Below are 23,070 nucleotides of genomic sequence, written 5' to 3' on the forward strand. Positions count from 1 at the left end.
CACTTGTTGAGGTTGATGTTGCTAATAATACTAAAGTTGTAATTGAAAAAACTTTTCCTTTCATTAACAATCACCTCATAAATTTAATAGTTTAGTAGCGCTACATCATCATAATATCCTTCAAATAAATTCTCCTCAACAAGAAACCCCGGTGTTTTACAAACTCTTTAAACACTTAAACATTCATACATTTTTAAAAAGTAACGTATAAGTAGCAATATAAAAAAGCTGCGGAGAAACTCTTCTCCGCAGCCTAATACTTATTTTTGCAAGAACGCCTTTAAATCTGCAAACTGTCTCTTTGCATCTTCATAGCCTTGCTCGTATAAATTTTGTAGTTTTGCTGTATCTTTTTCCATACGATCTACTTGAAGCGGCACTTCTGGGCGAATAACAAATAAATTGCCAGCTTGTTCTTCTTTTTCAATATAGTGAAGTGTTTCATTATACACTTCATAACGATTCAGCATCGTGTTAACAAGGTTCGGATATTTTTTATAAGCTTTCGCTGCAACCCATCCAAACCTTGATTTTTTCTTCGCGTAGCCATGATTTCTCGTTAAAATAACGACTGATTTTTTAAATCCATCCTCTTGCGCTTTACGAACTGGAATTGGATCAGAAATCCCGCCATCTAACAGTTGTTTACCGCGGTAATTTACTACCGGTGCAATGAAAGGCAATGAACTAGACGCTTGTAATAAATTTAGCGCATCATCATTCGTTCCTTCTTTTTCAAAATAAACAGATTGCCCTGTTTCACAATCCGTCGTTCCTACAAGGAAACGTTCCGGGCTATTAAAGTATGTTTCAAAATCAAACGGCACATACTTTTCTGGAATTTCATGAAAAATGAAATCCATATCAAATAGCTGACGTTTTCTCCATAAGTTTTTATACGATAAATATTTCGGATGTGATGCATAATCAATATTGACCGTTTTATTTCTATTTCTTTGTCTGGAAAGATACGACGCTGCATGACAAGCACCAGCTGATACACCGATTACATATGGAAAATATAAATCTTGTTCCATAAAGTATTCTAATATCCCGCCCGTGTACACACCACGCATACCGCCGCCTTCTAATACTAACCCCGTATTTTCAAGCATGTTACTCTCTCCTCTATATATATTGACTCTTTAATTATTCACCATGTTAAGTATCTTTTTCTATTATATATGAGTTCTTTCAGAAATTATATTTAAAAGACTTGAGAAAAAGGAGTTTTTTCTTCCAATTATATTTCCAAATGATTGGAGACATCCTTTATAAACCTTTGAATAAAGTCTTGCTCTTCTTTCGTATATCCATCTAAAAGTAACAACCACTTTTCTTCAGCTTGCTTATGCAATTTTTCATGAGCTTTATATATTTCATTCCCACTTTCCGTTAAGCGGAAGAAGATTTCTTTTTGATTATCTAACATTTGCATCTTCTCAACGAATTGCTTTTGAAACAACTTTGTACAAATTTTAGAGATTGCTCCCTTCGTCATGCCCATTTCTGTCGTAATTGCCGTTACATTCATCAAACCATTTTTTCCGATACATTCGATTACATGTAACTCAGATAAAGACATACTACTTACACCTGTCTCACGAAGAAACTTCTCGTTTTGTCGTTTTAAATGTTCTTCTTTTTTATGCAAAAGTGTACGAATGTCCGACAGTATTTCCATTTGCTTCGTTGCATGCTTCAATCCGTTCGCCTCCTAAGTTTCCGAAGAAACAATTTAACTATATACCATTTTAAAATTATTTTTTCATCTTTACAAGTGAGAAAATCATGTTAAAATAAATTTAGTTTCCTAGGAAACTAAATTACAAGGGGGTTAACAAGATGAAAAAATCTAAACTAAATTTCATTTTATATGTTATCTGTATTAGTGCCTTATTCGGTTCCTTCGCTCAAAATATTTACACACCTATCTTACCGATGATTCAAAATTCTTTTCATACTTCTCTTTATCTTGTAAATGTAACAGTTTCACTTTTTACATTCGTTCTTGCGATTATGCAGCTCATATATGGCCCTTTAATTGATACAAAAGGGAGAAAATCTGTCCTTATTCCTAGTTTAATTATTAGTACGATTGCTTCAATCGGATGTGCTTTTTCGGCAAACATTTATTTATTTCTCTTTTTTAGAGCTGTTCAAGCTATAGGAATAGCGGCTATACCTGTAGTTTCAGCAACGATTATCGGCGATTTATTTGAAGGAAAAGAACGCGGAGAAGCGATGAGCCTATACCAAATGTTACTTGCCCTCGCACCTGCAATGGCTCCTCTCATAGGTGGTTATCTTGGCAGTATAAATGGTCACTTATCTGTATTTCTCTTTTTATCTACACTTGGCATTATCTTATTAATGATAAACATTTCACTACTTCCAGAAACAAAGCCAAGTGTAATTAAGCAGTCTAAAGCACAAAAGAATTACTCTCTTATCTTAAAAAATAAAACTGGATTTTCTATTACTCTTATTGGCTTCATTCAATTTTGTATTTACTTTTGCTTTCTCGTTTTTTTACCGAGTATTTTAACAAATTCATTTCATTTAACTGTAAATAAAATTGGTCTTATGTTTGTACCAATGTCTCTTTCTATCATGCTAGGAAGTTTTTGCTACAAGTTTTTGCAAAAACGCCTCACAACAAAGCAAGCTTTATTTATTACGAGTTTCTTCAATATTATATGTGTCGTTTTATTCTCTTTCACATATAGCATCAATATCCCCTTCATCATTATCGTTACATCTTTGTACGGTTTTAGTATGGGACTTTCTATGCCAACTCACACTACTTTATTAACAGAAGAATTCGTACAAGAACGTGCAACAGCTATCGGTATATACAACTTCATCCGCTATCTTGGTATGGGTACAGGGCCACTTATAGGTGGATTTCTTTTATTTAACCAAAATTACTTTTGGATTTTCTTCCTAGGTGCAATTATGTTTTTACTTGTAATCTTATATGCAATGAAAATGCTAAGTTTTCATGCTGTACAAAAATTAAAATAGAGCCCCCAAAATGTCGGCTCTATTTTACCCTCTTTGATCCGCAACAATATGAATATCAATATACTTTGTTTGTCTCATAATTTCATTTACAATAGAGCCTTTTCGTATTTCTTCCCACCTTGTTCTTGCAGATTGTCCAAGTAAAATTTGCGTCACTTGTAATCTTCTTGCGACTTCAATAATAACATCCGCTGGTTTTCTCCCTTTCGCCTCTTCTAATACAAAACTCGCATCAAATTGATTGGTTAACGATTTCCACTCTTCAATCGTCTGCTTTTTTCCAGCTGAAATAGAATCTATATTTTCCCTCTCAACGTTTAATACGTACAATTCAGCATTTAACCGATCAGCCATGCGCCATCCCCGTCTTATTAATTTCTCCGCTGTTGAACTGTATTGTACACAAACGAGAATTTTTTCTTTTACGCCAATTGGTTCTATTACTGTTTGGCTAATTTTCTCGTCCATATCATCAGCAACTTCTCGAAGTGATAATTCCCTAAGTGCTCCTAAATTATTAAGTGTAAAGAAGTTTTGTAAGCTTTGCTGAATTTTTTCTTCTTTATATATCTTTCCGTCTATTAGTCTCTTCCTTAATACCTCAGGCGTTGCATCAACGAGCTGAATTTCATTTGCTTTTTGTAAAATAAAATCTGGAATTCGTTCTCTTACTTTTACATTCGTAATTTGAGCTACAATATCATGAACACTTTCTAAATGTTGAATATTAAAAGCTGATAATACCGATATACCAGCCTCTAACAATTCCTGCACATCCATATAACGTTTCTTATATTTAGAACCAGGAACATTACTATGAGCAAGTTCATCCACTATGACTACTTGCGGCGCGCGTTTTTTTATTCCTTCCACATCAAGCTCATAAAATACCTTTCCTTTATACTGTATTTCTTTTAAAGGAACTTTTTCTAAATCAGCAATTGCTTCTTCCGTCTCTTTTCTTCCATGCGTTTCAATTAAACCAATTACAATATCAATTCCATCTTTTTTCATTTCTCTTGCATCAAAGAGCATTTTATAACTTTTTCCTACGCCTGGAGCTGCTCCGACATATAGCTTTAACTTTCCGCGATTTTGCTGACGAATATATTCTAAATATTCCTCTGGCGTTCGCCTTTGAAACTTCGGTTCATAATCATCTGCATACAAAATAAACACTACCTTTCATTCGAAACAACGCTACCTCAATCCATTAGATTGAGGTAGCACTGTTACTATTTCATTAATTTCTGTAATGCCAAATTTAGCTTTAAGACGTTTACGCGGGTCTCTCCAAATAAACCAAGCGCAGCACCTTCTGTTTGATCTTTAATCAATTGATTAAGTTTTTCTTTCGGAATATTCGTTAATTTTGAGATGCGATTCACCTGCACCGAGGCCGCCTTTGGACTAATATCAGGATCAAGCCCTGAACCTGAATTTGTCACTAAATCTATCGGTACTTCTGTAACTGGAACAGCTGGATTTTTTTCCTTCCAGTCCGCAATACTTTTCTCTACTCGCTTTGCTAAATCTGGATTAGATGGTGCATAGTTATTTGAACCAGATGCTTCAGCCTTATATTCAATACTAGAAACACGCCCTTGAAAATAACGTGGATCCGTGAAGTTTTGACCAATTAATTTAGAACCAATCACTTCATTTTTATCATTATATATTAGACTTCCATCCGCATTATCCTTCATCACTGCTTGTGCAATACCAGTAACAATAAGTGGGTATACAAGTCCACACAATACTAGAAATGTAAAAGTAATACGGATAATTGGTGATAGTATACTTTGTTTCTTCTCCATCTTTTTCCCCTCTTCCTTATATAAACAAGCCGACAATCATATCAATTACCTTAATTCCAATGAACGGAACGATAACTCCACCAAGCCCATAAATAAGTAAGTTTCGGCTAAGCAATGCATTAGAACTCATCGGTTTATATGCAATACCTTTCATCGCTAACGGAATGAGTAATGGAATAATAACAGCGTTAAATATTAATGCTGATAAAATCGCTGACAATGGTGATGTTAATTTCATAATGTTCAATGCTTCCATTTGCGGAATCGCAAGTGTAAACATTGCTGGAATGATTGCAAAATATTTCGCTATATCATTCGCAATACTAAACGTCGTTAACGCACCTCGCGTCATTAACAATTGCTTACCAATTCCTACAACCTCAATAATTTTCGTTGGATTCGAGTCTAGATCAATCATGTTGGCCGCTTCTTTCGCTGCTGTCGTACCACTGTTCATCGCTAATCCAACGTCGGCCTGCGCTAATGCCGGAGCATCATTTGTACCATCACCTGTCATCGCTACAAGTTTCCCTTTATCTTGCTCTGCTTTAATAACAGCAATTTTATCTTCCGGTTTACACTCAGCAACGAATTCATCTACTCCAGCTTCTTTTGCAATCGTTGCTGCCGTTAACGGATTATCACCTGTACACATAACCGTTTTAATCCCCATTTGGCGTAACTGTTCAAAACGCTCACGCATACCCGGTTTTACTGTATCCTTTAAATAAATTAAACCGTAAATACGATTATCTACTGCAACTACAAGTGGTGTTCCGCCCTCTTTTGAAATTAAGTCTGCTTTTTGATTTACATCTTTCGGAATTATTCCGCCTTGTGACTCAACCCATTCAATAACGGCACCTACAGCACCTTTTCTCACTTTCGTTCCGTCTTGTAAATCAACACCACTCATTCTCGTTTCTGCTTTAAACGGAACAAACTCACCTTGTTCTGCAAGTTCTCTATTATATGATATAGATTTTCCCTGCACATACTCGATAACAGATCGACCTTCTGGTGTTTCATCTAAAACAGAACTAATAGCGGCCCACTTTCCAACTTGCTCAATCGTTTCATTTCCTACAGGTAATAATGTATGAGCCATTCGATTCCCAAAAGTAATCGTACCTGTTTTATCTAAAATAATTGTATTAATATCGCCCGCAGCTTCTACTGCTTTCCCTGACATCGCTAACACGTTAAATTTTGTCACCCGGTCCATCCCAGCAATACCAATCGCTGATAGCAAACCACCAATTGTCGTTGGAATTAAACAAACTAATAATGCAACTAGCACAGCAGTATCAATTTGAAACCCTAAATAATTTGTAAAAATCGGCAACGTCACAACGACGATCAAGAAAATAAGAGTTAAGCTTGTTAATACTGTATTTAAAGCAATCTCATTCGGCGTTTTTTGACGAGCAGCTCCTTCTACTAAAGAAATCATTTTGTCGATAAATGATTCACCAGGATTACTCGTAATGACAATTGTAATTTCATCACTTACGACCATCGTTCCACCTGTTACGGAACAAAAATCACCGCCTGCTTCTTTTATAACAGGAGCTGATTCCCCTGTAATTGCAGATTCATCTACAGATGCTAATCCTTTGATTACTTCGCCATCATTCGGAATCATTTCTCCTTGTTTTACGATAACAACGTCACCTTTTGTAAGATCAGTTGCTGAAACTTGGACAATGTCTCCATTTTCTTTTACAATATTTGCAAACACATCTTTCTTCGACTGCTTTAAAGAATCGGCTTGCGCTTTACCACGACCTTCTGCTAATGCTTCTGCAAAATTCGCAAATAAAACTGTAAATAATAGAATGAGAGAAACTGTTATATTAAACCAACCTGGTATACTACTAGAACTACTTGGAAGAAAAGATAAAATGAACGTAATGATAAATCCAATTTCCACAACGAACATAATCGGATTCTTTATCATGACTTTCGGATTCAATTTCGCAACGGATTGCTTCATCGCATGTGTTACGATATCACGATCCATCGTTTTCGCTTGTCTAACTTCATCTTCTACAGCATGTATTTGTGACTCATTTAATTGTTTTTCTTTTACTACTACCGGTCTCATCATTTACCCTCCATTACTTCAATGTAAGAAATTCTGCAATTGGCCCGAGTACTAACATCGGGAAGAATGTTAATGCACCGACAATTACAATTGTTCCGATGAAGATGCCACCAAATAAACTATTATCTGTACGGAACGTTCCGACTGTTTCTGGCACTACCGTTTTTTCTTTCAGCGAAGCTGCCACTGCTAGCATCGTAATTAAACTGAAGTAGCGTCCTAAAAACATAACTAAACCAGTCGTAATATTCCAAAACGGTGTATTATCTCCTAATCCTTCAAATCCAGATCCGTTATTCGCAGCTGACGATGTATATTCATATACAACTTGCGTTAAACCATGAAAACCGGAATGAGAGATAGCATCCGTCCCTAAATTTGTTGAAAGAGCTAATGCCGAAAATCCTAAAATGAGCAATGGATGAAATAAAATCGTGACCGCGATTAATTTCATTTCCTTACCTTCAATCTTTTTACCTAAAAACTCTGGTGTCCGTCCAACCATTAACCCAGATATAAACACCGCGATAATTGCATACATAATAATGTTTACAAAGCCTGCTCCAACGCCGCCATACACTGTATTTAACATCATATTTACAAGTGGAACTAGACCGCCAATTGGTGTTAACGTATCATGCATCGTATTAACAGCCCCAGTTTCAGCAGCTGTCGTTACTGTTGCGTATAGTGAAGAAAATACTGTTCCAAATCGTACTTCTTTCCCTTCTGTACTTCCTTGTACATGTTCGATACTCATTCCATTTAATGCCGGGTTCCCGTTTAGTTCAGATGTCGTAATCGTTATAAACCCTAGTAAAAATACCATAAATAGTGACACGAAAAGGATGCGACCTTGTTTTTTATTTCCTACCATTCGTCCGTACGTAAATGGAAGTGCTGTTGGTAATAACATCATAAGCATCATTTGCAAAATATTACTCATTTGTCCTGGATTTTCAAAAGGATGCGTAGAGTTTGCTCCGAAAAATCCACCGCCGTTATTTCCAAGTTCCTTAATGGAAACAAATGATGCAACTGGTCCACGTAATATACTTTGCTTTGCACCTTCAATCGTTTGTGCTGTAACCGCTCCATCTAACGTTTGCGGTACGCCAAGTGCGACAAAAACTAGTGCCGCAATAAATGCGATAGGAAGAAACACTCTCGTTAACGCTCTCGTAAAATCAACGAAAAAGTTACCAAGTTCTTTTCCAGCAAGTCCTCTTATAAAAGCCATAACGAGCGCCAATGTCGTTGCTGGTGCCGCAAACATTAAAAATGTAATCCCGATTAATTGTGATAAATAGGATAAACCATTTTCACCGCTATAATGCTGTAAGTTTGTATCAGCCATAAAACTAATCGCTGTATTAAAAGCGAGCGTAGGCTCCATCCCTTCAATATGCGCTGGATTTAGCGGCAACACACCTTGTAATCTGAAAATGAAATATACAATAACAATCATAAATCCGTTGAGTAAAACTAATGATAATGCGTACTGTTTCCACGTTTGATTGTATTCTTTTACACCCGTAATTTTAAAAATAAGTTTTTCAAAAGGCCCGAATACTTTATCTAGCATTTTGCTACCTTGAAAAGCTTTTTCTAAATAAATCCCCATTGGCTTTGCTACTAAAATAAACAAGAGCATTGTAATAATGACTGCAACCCAAATCATAATGAATGATTCCCCCTAATTAAAACTTCTCTGGATTTAATAATGCATACACTAAATACACTGTAATTGCTGCGACAATAACTGATAAGACAATCATCATGATTGCTTTCCTTCTTTCACAACTTTATCTGACCAACTTGCAAGACTTGCCATTGATGCAACTAATAAAATAAAAATCCCGACCATTACAACATCTAACATAGCTATCCCTCGCTTCATTTTTGTTAAAATTTACCATTTAAATGTTAAAAAAGAACACTGAGCTCTACTCAGTGTTCAAAAAATGAACAACAAAAAGTAAACCTCCTCTCTAAACGCTTACGAGGTTAGCTGTCGGATTCGGGCCTAAAGAGTAGCCCTACTTTCAAAACTGAAAGATTCACCCCAAGTGACGATGCACAAAATTGGTTCCCCCGCTCCATTTCTGGAACTCAGCGATTTTAGGTTTTTTTGGAAATTTTATGAATGATTTATGAGAGTAAATATACTCCTCTATATTTCACTTGTAAAGGGGTAAATTACTGAAAATAATAATATTTACATTCATTTAAACGCTTACATTGAAGATTATTACTATTATTTCATCTATTTTCTTTATTTCTCTTCTCTTTTCTTAAAAATGACCTTTTAAATATGAAATAAAAAGAGCGAATGAGATGAAGTGCATAGCTTGTTGCACTCAGCATTCGCTCTTTTTATTCAACCTTTATTCTCCTCGTAAAAATGCACGTAAATTTCTCCCGCGAATATAAACTTGTGTCAATTCTGCATGTAGCTGCTCATACTCGGTAATATCCACCTCTAAATACAAAGCATCTTTTGATGGTAATATAATATACGGCCCTGGAAAAAGGGGATCGATCTGAACCAATTCTTGAACTCGCTCTACCGATACTGCCCAACGATTTGCTATATCTCCAAGTAATAATACCTTCATCATTTCTTCCCCCGCCCTATTCAAAAAATAAAAAAGAAATATTATCACAATTTGTAAACACGACAAACTTAGCTCCAATTGTTTCATAGAGCCTCGCTGGATATCGTTTATTCCTTGTAACAACAGTAATAGGTGCTTGAAAAGAAAAGCGAATGTGTTCTGTGAAAAAACTAACGATTGGAAGCTCATCCCCTAGTAAAATCACCTTCTTAATACACTCACAAATACTAGTAAAGTCCTGCTCCTTACTGCAGCTATAAGTCCAATCAAACCCACAATTCCTAACTTCAGCCGCTATCTCTTCATTTGCTGTAAAAATAATTAACTCATGTTGAAATGATACTAGATCTCTTAAACTATCTACCTTACTTTCTTCTCCAACACAAATAAGTGTTAGTTCCATGTACCTCATCCTCCTTAGTATAAAAGAAATCAAACATAGATTGATATTCCCCTATACTAATCAGATCGATGAAGTGATGTATCCATCATGGCACCGTCCTCTCTCAAGACGCTTACGAAGTTAGCTGTCGGATTCGGACTTTGAGAGTAGCCCTACTTTCAAACTTGAAAGATTCACCCCTAGTGCCTACGCACAAATTGGTTCCTCCGCTCCATATAATTGGACTCAGCGTTTACAAAAAAATGTATTCTGGCTGATATATTACTCCTGTATTTTGAAAAAGTAAACAGAAAAAAAGCCAGTTATAAAACTGGCTTTTCACTTACCTATGCACGCGTTCTATTCACTTTATATGCAAAATGATTCGTCGGTCCATGGCCACTACCAATATTCAATGGCTCTTCAATTGCTATACTAATAAATCGTTTTGCTTCTTGAACAGCATCTTGAATTGAGTATCCTTTCGCAAGTCCTGCTGTAACCGCTGAAGCAAATGTACACCCACTTCCATGCGTTTGCTTTGAAGGAATTCGCTCGCTTCTAAACTCAATAAATTCTTCTCCATCAAAGAGGAAATCAATTACTTCATTACCTTGATATTCTGCATGTCCGCCCTTCATAAGCACATATTTAGCACCTAATTCGTGCAATACTTTTGCAGCTTCCTTACTATCTTCAACATTATGAATCTCCATCCCAGTTAACACTTCTGCTTCTGGGACATTCGGTGTTATAACAGTTGCTACTGGTAATAAATATTCTTTTAATGCTTGAACTGCTTCTTGCTGTAATAATGATGCACCGCCTTTTGCAATCATAACGGGATCTAGCACAATATTATTCCAGCCAAACTTTTTAATTTGTTCTGCAACAATTTGAATTATTTCACTACTAAATAACATTCCTAGTTTCACTGCATCTGGTGTTAAATCCGTACCAATTGAATTCAACTGTTCTGTAATACCTTCTAACGGAACAGGATATACCCCTTGAACGCCAAGCGTGTTTTGAGCAGTAATTGCCGTAATAGCCGTCATTCCGTATACACCAAGCTCTTGGAATGTTTTTAAATCTGCCTGAATTCCAGCACCGCCGCCGCTATCAGACCCTGCAATTGTTAAAGCTTTATTCACTTTCATCCCACTCATCCTTTTCTATCCAAAATAGCGATGATAAATCGTTTTTGCTTCGCTTATATCTTTCGTTCCATGTACGAGCACACGGCCATCTTTAAAGGCGACTAACCTCTTGTCTTCAATAGAAAATGATAGTAAATATGGATTTATATTTAAATCATTCACACGACCTTCCAACAACTCTTTATATTGTTCAAAATTCATTTCCTCTTTATGAGGTGGTCTAATTTGAACTGTATTTCGCCCGCATAAAACTGCTGTTTTTGATGTGTTCTCTTTATTTAAATACGGATATAATGCATTCTCTCCGCATGAAGGACAATTATGCTGGCGAAGCTTTTGCACATTCATACATGAATACTCATTCTTCCACATATCAAACGATACAAGCCCATCTCGAAGTGATTCGTAATCTTCTACTAACAGTTTAAGAGCTTCTGTTACTTGATGAGAAACGACAAGAGATACAGCAGGTGATATAATACCCGCTGTATCACATGTTGCCCCGCCAAGCGGAATCGACTGTAATAAACATGATAAACATGGTGTTTTACTAGGAAGGATTGTGTAAGAAAGACCGTAACTACCTACACATGCACCGTAAATCCATGGAATAGAATATTTTTGTGCTATATCATTCACAATAAAGCGTGTTTCAAAATTATCAGTCGCATCAATAATTACATCAACATTTGTAACAAGTTCTTCTAGCTCTTCAGCTGTTACATCTTGAACGAGAGCTTCTATTGTTACATCACTATTAATCTCTTCTAAACGTTTTTTAGCCGCTATAGCTTTTGGAAGATTATTCTTTACGTCGCTCTCTGCATACAATTGTTGTCTTTGTAAATTACTCCAATCTACATAATCACGGTCAACAATTGTTATCTTGCCAACACCTGCTCTTACAAACATCTCTGCATTTGCACTACCTAATGCACCTGCACCGATAATAAGCACATGCTTTTCTCTTATCTTTTGCTGTCCTTCTTCTCCAATTGGAGAAAATAGTTCTTGGCGAGAATATCGATTATTCAACTACGCTCATTCCTTCTAAAGGACTACTTGCCGTTGCACAACGCTTGCGTGCAATACGACCTGCTTCAAATCCTAAACGACCTGCTTCAATACTTAATTTCATTGCTTGTGCCATTTTAATAGGATCTTTTGCTCCTGATACAGCTGTATTTAATAACACGCCATCTGCTCCTAATTCCATTGCAAATGCTGCATCAGCTGGGCTACCAATACCGGCATCAACGATAACTGGTACTGTTGCTTGTTCAATAATGAAGCTCAAATTTAATGGATTTACAATACCAAGTCCTGATCCGATTGGAGATGCTCCTGGCATAATCGCATGCACGCCAAGCTCTTGTAATTTACGTGCTAATACAACATCATCAGATGTATACGGAAGTACGATAAATCCTTCTTCCAGTAACATTTCAGATGCCTTTAACGTTTCTACCGGATCAGGTAATAACGTTCTATCATCACCAATAACTTCTACCTTTATCATGTCACAAAGCCCAGAGGCTTTTGCTAATTTTGCAATACGAACAGCCTCTTCAGCGTTTTTTGCTCCTGCTGTATTTGGTAATAACGTATATTTTTTCACATCAAGTTTCTCTAATAAATTAGGTTGCTTTGCATCAAAGATATCCATACGACGTACTGCAAACGTTAAAATTTCAGCTTCAGAAACGTCAATTGCCTTTTGCTGTACGTCAAAATCAGGGAATTTACCTGTTCCTAATAAAAGTCTAGAATGAAATGAAAATGGTCCAATGTTTAACATAATCAACCGCCTCCTACGAAAGTTACAATCTCAATTTGGTCTCCATCAAAAACAGATGTATCTGTATGATCATCTTTTTGTAAAATATCTTTATTACGCTCTACTACAACAATTCTGTTATCTAACTCTAAATGTGTAAGTAGCTCAGCTACTGTTTTTACACTCGCTGGCACTTCAATTTGGTTACCATTAATTTTTAAATTCAAACTTCCATCCCCTTTCTAAACGCTTCTAGAAAGCAATGAATCTAGCAAATGATTCTCTTGCTTTCCTTCTATTAAATCGGCCATATATTGACCAGAAATAGGACTTAATAAAATACCGTTTCGATAATGGCCCGTGCAAGCATATAAACCTTTTATTTCTTCATGCTCTCCCATATAAGGAGCTTCATGATTCGATTGTGGTCGTAATCCTGCCCACGTGCTTTCCCATTCTGCTTCTTTTAAAGCTGGCAATATTGTATAAGCACGCTCTAATATAGAAGTTATACTTTCTGGCTGCACAGTTTTATTGAACGTATGTGGCTTCATTGTTGCCCCAATTACGTAACGTCCACCGCGCTTTGGAGTAATGTAAAATCTTTCTTGAAAAATAGGTGCTTTTAAAAGTTGTTTTCTACTTCTTACCGCAACCACTTCTCCCTTAACTGGATATGTACCCCAATCACGGTGAAAATAACCTAGTAACTTCGTGCTCCATGAACCACCTGCAATAACGACTTTCTCACATGTGACAATACCTTCACTTGTAATAACTCCAGTCACTTTATTATTTTCAATACGGATATCAAATACTTCCGCCTGTTCATATATATCAGCACCGGAAATTGCCGCAGAATGTGCGAATGCTTTCGTAAGCTCTGGTGCAATAACATGACCGTCTTTCGGATAATATACTGCTCCTATAATAGATTCGGATAGATATGGCTCTTTTTCCCGCACATGGTCTCCCGTTAGAAAATAAGAATCTTCACCTGTTTTCTGCTGCCAATCCATAATGTGAAGAATTCTTTCCTTCTCATCTGCATTTTGAGCAATACGATAAATTCCTTTTTCTTCATATCCAATATCAATACCCGTCTTTTCACGTAAAACTGCTGTAAGTTGTGGAAATATAGCACGGCTTTCTCTAGCAAGGTCAAATAGCGGGTCATATTCATCCCATTCTGCCTGCACCCCAAGTAAACCAGCGGCTGCTTTCGAGGCTTCAGATGCAATCTGTTGCTTCTCTACAATCGCTACTTTATGTCCTCTTTCTGCTAGAAAATGTGCAACTGAACTACCAATTACACCACCGCCAATTATCGCTACATCATACTTCTTACACATGTTTTTCCGCCCACTTTCTTATTGATTCCTTATAAGATTTCGCTTTGCTATACGGGTTACTACTACTTATAATCCCAGACATAACTGCTATACCACTTACACCGTTAGTAAGAACATCCACTGTGTTTTCTGGGGTAATTCCTCCAATTGCTGTAATCGGTATAGATAAACACCTTGCAATGTCTGAAATTTCTTCAAGCCCTCTCGCTGGCACACCTTTTTTACAATCTGTCGGAAATACATGGCCATAAACGAGTGAATCCGCTCCATTTTTAAAAGCTACTATTGCTTCATCTAGCGAATGCACAGAATAACCGACATGCAAATACGAAAACTTTTCTTTCACTGACTTTACATCTGTACTTCGATATCCTAGTTGAACACGAGGTATATTTAATAAAATTGCAATATCAATTCGATCGTTTATGACAATTTTAGAAGCCGGAAAGCCCTCCATTAATAGACTTTCCACACCTTCATATAATTCCTTCGTACTCTTCTCACGCTCACGAATATGCAAATAATCAATCTCACTCTCAATTTGCATCGCTACATTCACTAACTCTTCGAATGGCATATGGCCATTTGAGATTACGTGGAGCTCATTTTTCATATTCATTCGCCTACTTTAAAATATTTTCGAATAGTTCATCGGCTGGGACGGTTTCTTTCGTCATTCCTTTGTCCTTCAGCCACTTATTTTGTTTCTCCCAAGATTCTTTTGAATCTGATAAAAATGGCTCATCTTTCGTTTCCATCTTCTCTAATAAAATTTTCATACTTTCCTTTTCAACTTCTGGCACAAGTGGGAAGTTTTCTTTTTCTTGATGATTTAATAAAATATTCAATGCTTCATCTGGGTTTTTCTTCATGAAATCATAGCCCTTTTTCGTACCACGTAAGAAAGCTTGCAACGCTTCTTTATCTTTTTTCAACGTTTTATCACCTGTTACAAACACAAGCTCATGGTAGTTTGGTACTCCGTAATCAGCTGGATTAAAGTACGCTGGTTCATGGCCTTCATGACGCATAACAGGTACTTCATGGTTAATGTATGCCCCTGTTACCGCATCTACTTTCTTCGTAATTAATGCTGGTACTAAATCAAAGCCAACATCAACTACTTTCACTGTATCAGGATTACCACCAGCTTCTTTTACCATCGTTTTTAAATACATCTCACTTAAAGGTGTTCCAGAGTATCCTACTGTTTTTCCTTCTAAATCTTTCGGTGATCGAATGCCCGCTGATTTCAGTGATACAACATGATTTAATGGTGAACGTACGACAGCTCCAATTGATTTCACTGGAATTTGCTCATTCGCTCTCGCCATAACAACATCTGGCTGATAATACAAGCCAACTGTCACCTTCCCTGCTGCTGCCAGCGTTAATGGATCAGTCGGATTAGAAGGGAATTTAATATTTACCTTTACACCTTCTTCTTTAAAGTATCCTTTTTCAATTGCTGCATAGATAAAGCTATGTACCGCATTTGGATACCAATCTAACATGACTGTTATTTCTTTCTCTTTTTTACTTTTGTCTGATGCTGAATTACTCGAACATCCTGCAATTATTGCAATTAATAATGTAAACACAAAGATGCGCTTTAAAAATTTCATGAATACTTCCTCCAACTAATGAATTTCTTTTCTAATATGGAAATAATTACGACGAAGAAAATAGCTAATAATGATAACAATACAATAGGTGCAAATACGCCAGCTCCATCTAACTGCGTCATCATTCTCTTACTGAAATATCCAAGCCCAGCTTGTGCACCGAGCCATTCTCCAATTGCTGCTCCGATAACACTAAGCGGAACTGCAATTTTTAAAGCTGAGAAAAAATAAGGAAGAGCAGATGGCAACTTTAATTTGAGAAAAATATCTCTTTTTGTTGCTCCATATGTAACTAAGAGCTCCTCCCATTCTTTTTTCGTACTACGCAGTCCATCATACGTATTGACCGCAATTGGGAAAAACGTAATTAAAACTGTGACAACAACCTTACTCCAAATTGTGTATCCAAACCATAAAACAAATAGCGGAGCAAGCGCAGTAATCGGAATCGTTTGTGAAGCAACTAATAATGGATAAAATGCTCTCTCCATCCATGTACTCGCATTCATTAACATCGCTAGCCCTACACCTAATACGATAGAGATAACAACACCTATTAAAACGACGTATAACGTTGCAGGTAAATGAACTGTAAATAATATGTCTTTTAGTTTCCATATCTTCATTACAATCGCAGAAGGTGACGGTAAAATGTACATCTCATCTACAATTCTTGCTCCTATTTCCCACACAGCTAGTAAAATACTAGAAAGTGTAATAGCAGGAACTAATTCTTTCAATCGGTTCATCACACAAGTACCTGCCTTTGTAACATACTAAGAAGCTCATCTTTCAGCGCTAATACTTCCGGTTTATATAAATCTTTTCGTGTTCTGTTATGATCAAGCGGTACAGTCCGCTCAGTCAAAGTCGTTATCGGCTGCTGTTCCACTACTAAAACTCGGTTTGAAAGAAATAACGCTTCTTCAACATCATGAGTAATGAATAAAATTGTTTTTTCCCACTCTTGCCATTGTTCAAACAACCATTCTTGCAAAGAGGTCTTCGTTAAAGCATCCAACGCACTAAATGGTTCATCTAACAGCAATATTTCCCCGCCTGTTAATAAAGTTCGAATAAAAGATACACGTTGTCTCATACCACCAGATAAATCTTTCGGATATTTTTTCTCATACCCTTGCAAACCAAATTTATGTAACAGTTCCTTTGCCTTTACTTGTGCTTCTTTCTTCTGTACACCTTGGCACTCTAGCGGCAGGGCAGCATTCTCAATAATTGTTCTCCACGGCAAAAGCATATCTTTTTGCGGCATATATCCTACAGGATGGTGCTTTGTTTCTGTCAGTTCTATCTGTCCAGTACTTACCTTTTCTAGACCTGTAATAAGGCGAAATAAAGTACTTTTCCCACATCCACTCGGTCCGATAATACTGACAAACTCTTTCTCATGTATAGAAGCATTTAATTCATGGATGATTGGTTTCTCATCGTAATGAAAAGAAACATTATGAAACTGTAGTATGTTCTTGCTCCTCAAATCCCCACATCTCCTTACGATAGGACATATCCCAGAATAAATATTCAAATCGACTGGAATATAAGAAAATCTCCTCTAATCTTTCTAGTTCTGTCTCAGACTTTCCAACTGCCATTTTATTTAATAAATCTATTAACCAAATACACAGATTACCGTATTCTTCCGAACTATATCCTTGAATCCACTCACCAAAAAACTCATGATCTCTTGCTCCAGGAATATCATTTAAACGCTTTCCAATTTCCCAATAGCTCCACATACATGGAAGAAGCGCTGCTATTAATTCCGCAAGTGTGCCATTTTGAGATACAGACATCATGTAATTTGTATAAGCTAAATTTTTAGCAGATGGTTTCGCAGACTCTATCTCCTCTATAGAAATTCCAAGTCTTTTTGCATATTGTTTATGGATTGTCATTTCGCCATTTAATATTCCATCAATTTGTTCAGCGAACTTTCCCATTACTTGTGGATTCGTTGCTTTTACAACACCAATCGCATATAACTTTGCATAATCTAGCAGATATAAATAATCTTGAATAATATAATACTGGAATTTATCTTTTTCTAACGTGCCATCTCCCATACCCACTACAAACGGATGATTATGACTCATCTCCCAAACCGGTTGCACAGTTTCTAATAATCTATCGCAAAATTTCATTTCTCTATCCCCTTTCAATATATGTATCTAAATAAAAAACCACTTCTATATATAAGAAGTGGTTACAGCAAATAAAGTTATACATTTATTCGATGTTCCACTTCCCTTCGCTAGTATTACCTAGATCAGGTGTTGTAAGGGTTAAGGATTATTCCTCTCTCAGCAAATCAAGCACCCCTAGTGGTTTCAATATGAAATTTTTAAATAAAAAAGCCCCGTTTCTATACGCAAAGAAACGGGGACTCATTGTTAGTGTCCGAATTGCTTCCCTACGCTAGCATAATCTAGATCAGGTAATAAAAAGGATCAAAGGCTTACGGCCTACTCTCAGCTGGCAACACCAGCTCTCCTAGCAAACTATAAAATTATCACTGTCAGTATAACACCCTAATAAGACATCATCAACTTTTTTAATTTTCTTAATTATCAACATAATATCAAAGTTATACAATACATACATTCTATTTTAGAAAATAAAACCCCAATTAATTGCATAAGAAGGAATCATTATCCTCAAAAAATTTATTTTTATATTGATTTCATATTACATTTATGTGAATACACCCACTATATTATATCTTTATACTATAATAAAATTACAACTATACAACTAGAGGAGGTCTCTATTCCATGAATATGAAAGCTACTGCTTTAACAGCAACTACTGTAGCGATTGCTTCTTTACTTCCTTCTATGGGTGAAACAAATGTACAAAAAGCAAACGCTGAACAATTATCTAATATTAAAACTGGGTATGTCAAAGTCGATCAAGTAGCATTACATACAGAAGATAACGTAAAAAGCACATCAATTGATACAATTCGCTTTAATACAAAAGTGAACATCCTTGAAACAACTAATGAGTGGTATAAAGTATCTGTTCATAATAAAGTAGGTTATGTACAAAAAGATACTATTTTACTAAAAAACAAACTTCATTCTAATGATCAATACATCGTTAATGCTAATGCATTAAACGTTCGCTCTGAACCTAATTTAGAATCTTCCATTTTAGATGTATTACCAAATGGCAAGTTTATTACCGTTCAAGAAGATCAAGGCGAATGGTATAAAATATCGCATAATGGCCAAACAGGTTACGTACAAAAAGCATTCATCTCTAATGGTTCACAACCCTTAGTAAAAGGAATCACCGTTCAAAATAATACAAAATATACTGTTGCAACACCTAATCTAAATGTACGTAGCAACGCTAGTACAAGTAGCGCTCTACTCGGTTCATTACAAAACGGTACACAAGTACAAGTAGTAGAAACTGTAGGAACTTGGTATAAAATTCGTTTTGGCACAGGATACGGATATGTAGCAAAACACTATGTAGTACAAAATCAACCACAAGCTAAAACAGATCAACCTTCATCAATTCCAGCTGCTTTCAAATTCCCTGCTCAAGGAAGAATTAGCTCAACCTTTGATATACGCTGGGAACAAATGCATTATGGTATAGATATTGCCGCTCCAGGAAACGTCTCTATCCAAGCTGCTGCTGCAGGTAAAGTTGTGAAATCTTATTATTCAGCTAGCTATGGCAATGTTGTTTTCATTGCGCATCAAATCAATGGGAAATTATATACAACTGTTTATGCTCATATGAAGGATCGCACTGTACAAGCTGGTGATCAAGTACAAACTGGACAATTAATAGGTCATATGGGAAACACAGGTCATTCATACGGGCAACATCTTCATTTTGAATTACATAATGGAGAATGGAATTTTGAAAAAACAAATGCAGTAAATCCACTGCCATATTTAGTTAGGTAAATTGTATGCCACGCAATATACCTCTTATAATTGAATACGTAGCCTTTTTAGGTTTAATCTGCTGTTTAATCATTTACAATACAAACATTGTATTTTTATCTATTATTATTGCTTTTGTTGCATTAGAAATTATGATGGAATCATTTCAAGTGCAACTAAAACAAAAAATTGCCCATATTTATAATGCTATATTTCTTTTGAGTGCTCTCATAACAAATATAATTAGTAATGGCTTTTATTTATCTACTGTATTTCCAGTATTCTTTATGGCTGTTTTATTATTTGTAGCTAGATATATTAATGTCCCTTATAAACAAAAACAAGAACAAGAAGCTTAGAAAGAGGAGACACTGTGTACCAATCTTTCAAAGATACTCCAATAAAATACATATTGAATTTGTATAAGAAAGCCAATAATTTTTTTGGTATACAAGGAAGTTATACTGAACAACTTCTCCTATATGGAATGTTGTTTCTTGTCTTAATCACTTTCTCCTTGTTTTACTAACAAAAAAGGATCTCACATAAACTGGAGATCCTTTTTAATTTATATTAATTTTTCATATCGAAAATATTGTTTATCCACAAGCATATTTTTCATAAATAAAGCTCAGATTATATTTTTTCTCTAAGCTCATTCGTTGTTCGTCATCGCACCAATAGAAAAGAATATCATGAATCGTTGCGTAACGCTTATTTTTAAGAAATAGCCTAAAGAATGATGGTAAACAATCATGTAATTGTATAAATATATAATTGCGTAGTGTTTCTTCTTTATATTCAATGCCCTTACAAATATACAGTAATTCTTCACAATAATATGCATGCTGTGGAACTTGTATCATTTCGAAAAATGGCACATAAGATAGTAGCTTTCCAATAAAATGACCGTATCGATCCATTACTCCTATCGTCATATGCTCCATCATTTCTTTCATCACATATAAATAATCATCTACATGCGTTGTCTTTAATGGGTCTAAGCGATCGGAAATTTGAGATAATACAGCTCTTTGACATGCTAAAACTGCCTGACTAGGTCCATAATATGATAGGAAATCTGTACACTTACGATATTTCCGTAATAAATCATGTGTATACAAATCATATACAAAAGTATTACAATACATTGCTAAACTCATCATATCACTATTTAATTGCTCTTTTGATAATGATTTCGCTCTCTTGCACATATAAAAGAATGTAAATTCCAATACTTCTTTATGAGATAATAAATGTTTACAATCGGTTATACACTTCTCATTAAATTTAACTCTATCCCAAATTTCAATATCCCTATCTGTCAATTCACCTATACGATATTTAATAATTAAATAATTTAAAGCAACTGATTGCGTCAAAAGATCCCATGTTTCATATTCCAATGAAGTATGAACAAACTCAGCTAATCCTTGCGCTATCATAAAATCATTTGCCTCTTCATACCAACCAATCTCTTGGCATAAGCGAAGAATACGCACTAAAGTTGGAATTTCATCTTTATGAAACTGCGGTAATTTCTTTGCTTTATTCATGCCATATACGATAAATGCCGCTAAATTTTCTTCTTTATAAAATTCTTTTTCTTTCCATACTAATATAGTTCGTTCTTTCCCCTCACCTTTTGGGTGACAAGGTACAAGCAAAGAAAATAATTCAGCGAAATTATTTGGTTCTATATATGTATCTGTAACCAAATTCCAATTTGGATCGCCCTGTACAGCCTTCATATAATTCCCCTTCCCTTTTCATCTATGTAGGAAATATTAATTTATTATCGCACCACTAAAAATTAATATTGTTATATTCAAAATCCCTCATAATACTTATATCTATCAGTATATCATCTTTTCTCTTATTAAAAATGAAGAATAACAAATTAAAAAAAACTGTCGAAATTATTAACCGTATCCTTATTATATAATGTCTCAGATACATCACGCTAACATATTAGTTTAATCCATATATGCTAGAATAATGTATCTGAACTTTATATATAATTTAGCTCTTTATGAGTGACCATTAGACTCTCGGTTAATTAAAGTTTTAATTTACTCTGTATGCTCTGAGATTTCGCTCAAGGCAAATCCAGCTTGATCATCTGCTGATTCCCTTATAGCTAAATCTCCTAGTGCTAACATGCCAATAAGTTGACCACTATCAACTACTGGTAATCGTCTAATTTGATGCTGTGCCATTAGCTCTGTAGCTTTTTCAATAGAATCATTTGGAGAAACTGAGATAATATTTGTTGTCATTACATTTGTAATTTTATTAGATCCAGGATGTTTTTCAGCAATCCCTCGAACGACTAAATCACGATCAGTAACAAGCCCAACAACTTGCTCATTTTCAACAACTGGAATTAATCCAACTGATTCTTCCTTCATTTTAACAGCTGCCTCATATACATTGTCTAGCGGTGTACAATGTACAATATGGGTACTCATTAAGTCTCTAACTCGTGTCATTATTTATTTCCTCCTTTTTATACATACCATAGCTTTTCCAAAATTCCTTTATTTATTTCTGGAAAGTAACGCAATAAAAAGAATTAACAAAATAAAAAAGAGCCAGCATAATGCTGACTCTTTTTTGTATGACCCGTACGGGATTCGAACCCGTGTTACCGCCGTGAAAGGGCGGTGTCTTAACCACTTGACCAACGGGCCATGGCTCCGCAGGTAGGACTCGAACCTACGACCGATCGGTTAACAGCCGATAGCTCTACCACTGAGCTACTGCGGAATAATATATGGTGGGCCTAAATGGACTCGAACCATCGACCTCACGCTTATCAGGCGTGCGCTCTAACCAGCTGAGCTATAGGCCCATATACTTTACAGGGGCAGTAGGAATCGAACCCACACTGGAGGTTTTGGAGACCTCAGTTCTACCTTTAAACTATGCCCCTAAATGATGCCGGCTAGAGGACTTGAACCCCCAACCTACTGATTACAAGTCAGTTGCTCTACCAATTGAGCTAAGCCGGCATAAAAAAAATGGTGGCTCGGGACGGAATCGAACCGCCGACACGAGGATTTTCAGTCCTCTGCTCTACCGACTGAGCTACCGAGCCAACATAAATGGCGGTCCCGACCGGGGTCGAACCGGCGATCTCCTGCGTGACAGGCAGGCATGTTAACCACTACACCACGGGACCATTTGGTTGCGGGGACAGGATTTGAACCTGCGACCTTCGGGTTATGAGCCCGACGAGCTACCGTGCTGCTCCACCCCGCGACAATATAAAGTTTT

Annotated in this window: 25 protein-coding genes, 8 tRNA genes and 4 riboswitches; of the genes, 3 read left to right on the forward strand and 30 right to left on the reverse strand. The window is 36.1% G+C overall.

Annotated elements, in window-relative coordinates; translation table 11 throughout:
• Positions 1-260: 260 nt before the first annotated feature.
• Together ACK1U5_RS14880 and ACK1U5_RS14885 are read right to left on the reverse strand one after the other, a co-directional pair.
• The gene (locus ACK1U5_RS14880) at positions 261-1,115 is read right to left on the reverse strand and encodes a patatin-like phospholipase family protein (RefSeq protein WP_000892691.1); all 855 of its coding nucleotides are present in this window, start codon (positions 1,113-1,115) and stop codon (positions 261-263) included.
• A 128-nt stretch (positions 1,116-1,243) separates the two neighbouring features.
• Positions 1,244-1,705 (reverse strand): MarR family transcriptional regulator, encoded by a 462-nt coding sequence (locus ACK1U5_RS14885; RefSeq protein ID WP_000679679.1) that lies wholly within the window; start codon positions 1,703-1,705, stop codon positions 1,244-1,246.
• A 140-nt stretch (positions 1,706-1,845) separates the two neighbouring features.
• Here ACK1U5_RS14885 and ACK1U5_RS14890 point away from each other — a divergent pair, with 140 nt between their 5' ends.
• On the forward strand, positions 1,846-3,027 hold the full coding sequence (locus tag ACK1U5_RS14890; protein ID WP_000748711.1) for an MFS transporter: 1,182 nt from the start codon (positions 1,846-1,848) through the stop codon (positions 3,025-3,027).
• Positions 3,028-3,051: 24 nt separating this feature from the next.
• Here the strand turns inward: ACK1U5_RS14890 and kdpDN are convergent, their stop codons facing one another.
• The 18 genes from kdpDN to tenA all read right to left on the reverse strand — a co-directional run bounded on the left by kdpDN (position 3,052) and on the right by tenA (position 18,027).
• Positions 3,052-4,206, reverse strand: coding sequence for a KdpD-like non-kinase potassium sensor (kdpDN, locus tag ACK1U5_RS14895; RefSeq protein WP_074595672.1), 1,155 nt, complete (start codon positions 4,204-4,206; stop codon positions 3,052-3,054).
• 56 nt (positions 4,207-4,262) lie between these two features.
• Positions 4,263-4,844, reverse strand: coding sequence for a K(+)-transporting ATPase subunit C (gene kdpC / locus ACK1U5_RS14900; protein WP_000412596.1), 582 nt, complete (start codon positions 4,842-4,844; stop codon positions 4,263-4,265).
• A 16-nt stretch (positions 4,845-4,860) separates the two neighbouring features.
• Positions 4,861-6,951 carry a potassium-transporting ATPase subunit KdpB gene (kdpB, locus tag ACK1U5_RS14905; RefSeq protein ID WP_001247998.1) on the reverse strand — a complete coding sequence of 697 codons (2,091 nt, stop codon included), beginning with the start codon at positions 6,949-6,951 and terminating at the stop codon, positions 4,861-4,863.
• 13 nt (positions 6,952-6,964) lie between these two features.
• Positions 6,965-8,632 (reverse strand): potassium-transporting ATPase subunit KdpA, encoded by a 1,668-nt coding sequence (gene kdpA / locus ACK1U5_RS14910; RefSeq protein ID WP_000638319.1) that lies wholly within the window; start codon positions 8,630-8,632, stop codon positions 6,965-6,967.
• Positions 8,633-8,651: 19 nt separating this feature from the next.
• Positions 8,652-8,732: a K(+)-transporting ATPase subunit F gene (gene kdpF, locus ACK1U5_RS14915; RefSeq protein WP_000973728.1), complete on the reverse strand. Its 81-nt coding sequence runs from the start codon at positions 8,730-8,732 to the stop codon at positions 8,652-8,654.
• Positions 8,729-8,833, reverse strand: a complete 105-nt coding sequence (locus ACK1U5_RS14920; protein WP_000887894.1) for a SipW-dependent-type signal peptide-containing protein — start codon at positions 8,831-8,833, stop codon at positions 8,729-8,731. Before ACK1U5_RS14920 ends, kdpF begins: the two co-directional genes overlap by 4 nt.
• A gap of 100 nt (positions 8,834-8,933) precedes the next feature.
• Positions 8,934-9,079: riboswitch (cyclic di-AMP (ydaO/yuaA leader) on the reverse strand.
• A gap of 259 nt (positions 9,080-9,338) precedes the next feature.
• A complete protein-coding gene (locus tag ACK1U5_RS14925) occupies positions 9,339-9,572 on the reverse strand; it encodes a hypothetical protein (protein ID WP_001985933.1) in 234 nt (77 codons plus the stop codon).
• Between the two features lie 13 nt (positions 9,573-9,585).
• Positions 9,586-9,972 carry a hypothetical protein gene (locus ACK1U5_RS14930; RefSeq protein ID WP_000424067.1) on the reverse strand — a complete coding sequence of 129 codons (387 nt, stop codon included), beginning with the start codon at positions 9,970-9,972 and terminating at the stop codon, positions 9,586-9,588.
• Between the two features lie 93 nt (positions 9,973-10,065).
• A riboswitch (cyclic di-AMP (ydaO/yuaA leader) is annotated at positions 10,066-10,213 on the reverse strand.
• 85 nt (positions 10,214-10,298) lie between these two features.
• Positions 10,299-11,111: a bifunctional hydroxymethylpyrimidine kinase/phosphomethylpyrimidine kinase gene (gene thiD, locus ACK1U5_RS14935; protein ID WP_000867377.1), complete on the reverse strand. Its 813-nt coding sequence runs from the start codon at positions 11,109-11,111 to the stop codon at positions 10,299-10,301.
• A gap of 15 nt (positions 11,112-11,126) precedes the next feature.
• Positions 11,127-12,146: a thiazole biosynthesis adenylyltransferase ThiF gene (thiF, locus tag ACK1U5_RS14940; RefSeq protein ID WP_001065422.1), complete on the reverse strand. Its 1,020-nt coding sequence runs from the start codon at positions 12,144-12,146 to the stop codon at positions 11,127-11,129.
• Positions 12,139-12,909 carry a thiazole synthase gene (gene thiG, locus ACK1U5_RS14945; RefSeq protein ID WP_000931981.1) on the reverse strand — a complete coding sequence of 257 codons (771 nt, stop codon included), beginning with the start codon at positions 12,907-12,909 and terminating at the stop codon, positions 12,139-12,141. The genes thiF and thiG overlap by 8 nt, the downstream gene beginning before the upstream one ends.
• 2 nt (positions 12,910-12,911) lie before the next feature.
• Positions 12,912-13,115, reverse strand: coding sequence for a sulfur carrier protein ThiS (gene thiS, locus ACK1U5_RS14950; RefSeq protein ID WP_001049502.1), 204 nt, complete (start codon positions 13,113-13,115; stop codon positions 12,912-12,914).
• Between the two features lie 15 nt (positions 13,116-13,130).
• Positions 13,131-14,240: a glycine oxidase ThiO gene (gene thiO / locus ACK1U5_RS14955; protein ID WP_000335187.1), complete on the reverse strand. Its 1,110-nt coding sequence runs from the start codon at positions 14,238-14,240 to the stop codon at positions 13,131-13,133.
• Positions 14,233-14,853 (reverse strand): thiazole tautomerase TenI, encoded by a 621-nt coding sequence (gene tenI / locus ACK1U5_RS14960; protein ID WP_000787169.1) that lies wholly within the window; start codon positions 14,851-14,853, stop codon positions 14,233-14,235. Before tenI ends, thiO begins: the two co-directional genes overlap by 8 nt.
• Positions 14,854-14,863: 10 nt before the next feature.
• Positions 14,864-15,865 (reverse strand): ABC transporter substrate-binding protein, encoded by a 1,002-nt coding sequence (locus tag ACK1U5_RS14965; RefSeq protein WP_000670418.1) that lies wholly within the window; start codon positions 15,863-15,865, stop codon positions 14,864-14,866.
• Positions 15,862-16,614: an ABC transporter permease gene (locus ACK1U5_RS14970; RefSeq protein ID WP_001080856.1), complete on the reverse strand. Its 753-nt coding sequence runs from the start codon at positions 16,612-16,614 to the stop codon at positions 15,862-15,864. Before ACK1U5_RS14970 ends, ACK1U5_RS14965 begins: the two co-directional genes overlap by 4 nt.
• On the reverse strand, positions 16,614-17,363 hold the full coding sequence (locus ACK1U5_RS14975; protein ID WP_001256793.1) for an ABC transporter ATP-binding protein: 750 nt from the start codon (positions 17,361-17,363) through the stop codon (positions 16,614-16,616). The genes ACK1U5_RS14970 and ACK1U5_RS14975 overlap by 1 nt, the downstream gene beginning before the upstream one ends.
• Positions 17,332-18,027 carry a thiaminase II gene (tenA, locus tag ACK1U5_RS14980; RefSeq protein WP_000666830.1) on the reverse strand — a complete coding sequence of 232 codons (696 nt, stop codon included), beginning with the start codon at positions 18,025-18,027 and terminating at the stop codon, positions 17,332-17,334. The genes ACK1U5_RS14975 and tenA overlap by 32 nt, the downstream gene beginning before the upstream one ends.
• 85 nt (positions 18,028-18,112) lie before the next feature.
• Positions 18,113-18,216: riboswitch (TPP riboswitch) on the reverse strand.
• Positions 18,217-18,276: 60 nt separating this feature from the next.
• A riboswitch (TPP riboswitch) is annotated at positions 18,277-18,388 on the reverse strand.
• A gap of 269 nt (positions 18,389-18,657) precedes the next feature.
• Here tenA and ACK1U5_RS14985 point away from each other — a divergent pair.
• Together ACK1U5_RS14985 and ACK1U5_RS14990 are read left to right on the forward strand one after the other, a co-directional pair.
• On the forward strand, positions 18,658-19,812 hold the full coding sequence (locus ACK1U5_RS14985; protein ID WP_001056034.1) for an SH3 domain-containing protein: 1,155 nt from the start codon (positions 18,658-18,660) through the stop codon (positions 19,810-19,812).
• A gap of 5 nt (positions 19,813-19,817) precedes the next feature.
• Positions 19,818-20,150, forward strand: a complete 333-nt coding sequence (locus tag ACK1U5_RS14990) for a hypothetical protein (protein ID WP_001137821.1) — start codon at positions 19,818-19,820, stop codon at positions 20,148-20,150.
• Positions 20,151-20,390: 240 nt separating this feature from the next.
• On the opposite strand, the gene ACK1U5_RS14995 is transcribed toward ACK1U5_RS14990, so the two are convergent.
• The 10 genes from ACK1U5_RS14995 to ACK1U5_RS15040 form a co-directional block, all read right to left on the reverse strand.
• Positions 20,391-21,542, reverse strand: a complete 1,152-nt coding sequence (locus ACK1U5_RS14995) for a DUF3965 domain-containing protein (protein ID WP_000648912.1) — start codon at positions 21,540-21,542, stop codon at positions 20,391-20,393.
• Positions 21,543-21,863: 321 nt separating this feature from the next.
• Positions 21,864-22,283, reverse strand: a complete 420-nt coding sequence (locus ACK1U5_RS15000) for a CBS domain-containing protein (RefSeq protein ID WP_000199010.1) — start codon at positions 22,281-22,283, stop codon at positions 21,864-21,866.
• 129 nt (positions 22,284-22,412) lie between these two features.
• A tRNA-Glu gene (locus ACK1U5_RS15005) sits at positions 22,413-22,484 on the reverse strand.
• Position 22,485: 1 nt separating this feature from the next.
• Positions 22,486-22,560, reverse strand: a tRNA-Asn gene (locus ACK1U5_RS15010).
• A gap of 8 nt (positions 22,561-22,568) precedes the next feature.
• A tRNA-Ile gene (locus tag ACK1U5_RS15015) sits at positions 22,569-22,645 on the reverse strand.
• A gap of 10 nt (positions 22,646-22,655) precedes the next feature.
• Positions 22,656-22,726 (reverse strand) — tRNA-Trp (locus ACK1U5_RS15020).
• Positions 22,727-22,732: 6 nt separating this feature from the next.
• Positions 22,733-22,805 (reverse strand) — tRNA-Thr (locus ACK1U5_RS15025).
• 10 nt (positions 22,806-22,815) lie between these two features.
• Positions 22,816-22,891: transfer RNA gene (locus tag ACK1U5_RS15030), tRNA-Phe, on the reverse strand.
• Between the two features lie 8 nt (positions 22,892-22,899).
• Positions 22,900-22,975 (reverse strand) — tRNA-Asp (locus ACK1U5_RS15035).
• A 3-nt stretch (positions 22,976-22,978) separates the two neighbouring features.
• A tRNA-Met gene (locus ACK1U5_RS15040) sits at positions 22,979-23,055 on the reverse strand.
• Positions 23,056-23,070: the final 15 nt, after the last annotated feature.

Source organism: Bacillus sp. XB1 (genome assembly GCF_053557995.1).